Raw genomic sequence first — 2,611 nt, forward strand, 5'->3', positions numbered from 1 at the left:
CGAGTCCGAAACGGTCACGGCCTATGAGGCCGGGCTGCGCTGGACCACCGCGCGCCTGCGCGTGTCGTTGGACGCCTTCTCCTACAAGTTCAAGGAACTGCAGGCGACGACCCGCCTGGCCAATGACACCAATGGCCGGGCCAACGTCGGCGAGGCCGAAAGCAAGGGGATCGAGTTCGCCGTCAACGCGCTGCTGTTCGAGAGCGCCAACCAGACGTTGGACCTCGATCTGGCGGCTGCCTTCCTGGACACCGACATCATCTCGTTCAGCTCGGCCCGCGTGGCCGAGGTGCTGTCGACCGTCGGTGATCCCCTGCCGGGCGCGCCGGATGTGACCGCAACCCTGTCGCTGAACCATGGCCTTGTCCTGGCCAACGGCTGGCGTCTCGACTCGCGTCTGGCCGTCTCGCACCACGGCGAGGAGTCCAATCGCCTCAATGCGGCACCGGGCAATACGGCTGAGGCCTACACGCTCCTGAGCGCCCGCGTGGAGCTGGAAACTTCGGCCAACTGGGCAGTCTACGCCTATGGTCGCAACATTACCGACGAGGTCTATTTCCCGGAGATGAACGGCGCTTCGCGTCTGGTTGGCGCCCCGGCGAGCTACGGCGTGGGGCTGCGCTACAGCTTCTGACGCTTTGGCTGCGCCGTCTCTCGCATTTCAGGGAGGCGGCGCAGCCAAACTGAGGCGGCGTTGGCGGGCGCCGCCCTGACCTACGAACGCGAGATCGGAGAAGTGGACGCCCGGCTGGCCGTGATTTCCATTGATCTGGATGCGGCGGGAGCCGAAGCCGACTCGGCATGGGCGGGCCTCGAACAGCAGCGCACCCAGGTGGAATCTCAATCCCACTACGTGGTGGTGGCGACCGTGGACGGTCGGGTTGCAGCCTTGCCGGTCCGTCGCGGGCAGAGCCTGCCGGCCGGAGCGGCCGTGGCGGTCGTTACAGCAGGAAATGCGCCGCTGGAGGCCGAACTCTACGCTCCGTCGCGGGCGTCCGGCTTCATCCGGGAAGGACAGGATGTCCGCCTGATGTACCAGGCCTTTCCCTACCAGAAGTTCGGCGCGGGGCAGGGGCGGGTGGACGCCGAGGCACAGCAACTGGAACGGCTGGCCCGGTCTCAACATAAAGCCAGTAGCCCAACCGTGACTGCGTCAGATGTGATCGAAAAAATCAGCAGGCTAATCGATGACATGGGGGCAATCTGACGTGCCCCTGAGAATTTCCTCCACGCGGAGCTAGAGTCCGGCCCTTGATGATCCGCCCCCGTTTTCTGGCGCACTCGAAGCTGGAGTTTTCCGGCCCGAGTCAGGGTGACAGGCTGGCTGTGTCACCCGGATTCATCAGCGTGATCGGCGTCTTGTTGCCAATGGCCCCATGGGGCCGATCTTCGTTGTAGTATCTGCGCCAATCCTCCAACTTTTCGGCCGCGTCGGCAAGCGTCAGGAACCAGTGGGTGTTCAGGCACTCGGCCCGGAAGCGGCCGTTGAAGGCCTCGATGAAGGCGTTGTCCGTGGGCTTGCCCGGACGAGAGAAGTCCAGGGTGACACCATGGGCGTAGGCCCATAGGTCTAGGTTGCGGGAGACGAACTCCGTGCCCTGATCGACCCGGATCGCCTTCGGATAGCCTAGTTTTGCGCAGGCGCTGTCGAGCGCTTCCACGACGTTTTCAGACCGGTAGGTGAACCGGGGATCGATCACCGGCGAGAAGCGCGAGAAGGTGTCCACCACGGTCAGAATGCGGATCTTGCGGCCGGTCGCCAACTGGTCGTGCACGAAATCCATGGCCCAGGTTTCGTTCGGCCGCGTGGCTTCACAGCGGTCCTCCCGAAGCTTGGCCTTCACCCGCCGCTTGGGCGTCTTGTTTCTCAGCTGAAGGCCCAGGGCGTTGTAAATACGATGGGTCTTCTTGATGTTTGTTCTCCAGCCCTCGCGCTGGAGAAGCACATGCACCCGGCGATAGCCGTAGCGCACGCGCGTCTCGCAGATCGCCTTGATGCGGGCTTCGAGGCCGGCCTGGTCGGGGCGGCGGGATTTGTAGTGAAAGCTCGAGGTGTCCATTTCAAGCGCCCGGCAAGCCCGCCGGATCGACACGCCCCAGTCATTACAGACACCCGCCACCAGCTCGCGCTTGCGACCAGGCCTCAGAGCTTTCGCCGGATGACGTCCTGCAGCATCTCCTTGTCCAACGACAGGTCAGCCACGATCCGCTTTAAGCGACCGTTCTCATCCTCGAGCTGCTTGAGCCGCTTCATCTCCGTCGGCAGCAGGCCGTCGTACTTCTTCTTCCAGTTGAAGTAGGTCGCCGGACTGATCCCGGCCCGGCGACAGATCTCCGCCACCGGCACGCCGTCCGCGCCCTGCTTCAGAATGAACGCCTTTTGGGCGTCCGAGAAAGCCGATGCCTTCATGGTTTTCGCTCCTTCCCAGCCAGGGAAATCTCAGCGAAAAACTCTAACGTCCGGTGATCCAGTTTTCGGGGAGCAGATCATTGAAAGGACGGACGGAATGAAACGAGCGAGATTCACGGAAGAGCAGATCATCGGGATCCTGCGGGAGAACGAGGCTGGCGCCAAAGCGGGCGAGCTGGCGCGCAAGCACGGCGTGTCGGA

4 protein-coding genes are annotated in these 2,611 nt (G+C 63.4%); 3 read left to right on the forward strand and 1 reads right to left on the reverse strand.

Features of this window, described 5'->3' with window-relative positions; all coding sequences use genetic code 11:
• Both Q0C81_RS17985 and Q0C81_RS17990 read left to right on the forward strand, forming a co-directional pair.
• On the forward strand, window positions 1-634 hold a 634-nt coding region (locus tag Q0C81_RS17985), incomplete at its 5' end, for a TonB-dependent receptor (RefSeq protein ID WP_291841162.1).
• Window positions 635-694: 60 nt separating this feature from the next.
• On the forward strand, window positions 695-1,207 hold the full coding sequence (locus tag Q0C81_RS17990) for an HlyD family efflux transporter periplasmic adaptor subunit (RefSeq protein WP_230307492.1): 513 nt from the start codon (window positions 695-697) through the stop codon (window positions 1,205-1,207).
• Window positions 1,208-1,307: 100 nt separating this feature from the next.
• Here Q0C81_RS17990 and Q0C81_RS17995 read toward each other — a convergent pair.
• Window positions 1,308-2,410 (reverse strand): IS3 family transposase gene (locus Q0C81_RS17995; protein ID WP_107341230.1). Its coding sequence is split into 2 segments (ribosomal slippage): window positions 1,308-2,149 and window positions 2,149-2,410, totalling 1,104 coding nucleotides; the frame shifts between segments, so codons are not numbered across the junction.
• A gap of 97 nt (window positions 2,411-2,507) precedes the next feature.
• Between Q0C81_RS17995 and Q0C81_RS18000 the strand changes: the two genes are divergently transcribed.
• Window positions 2,508-2,611 (forward strand): transposase (locus Q0C81_RS18000; protein WP_291841168.1); only part of this gene is annotated, 104 nt, incomplete at its 3' end.

This window comes from Brevundimonas sp., assembly GCF_023259385.1.
Classification (GTDB): Bacteria; Pseudomonadota; Alphaproteobacteria; order Caulobacterales; family Caulobacteraceae; genus Brevundimonas.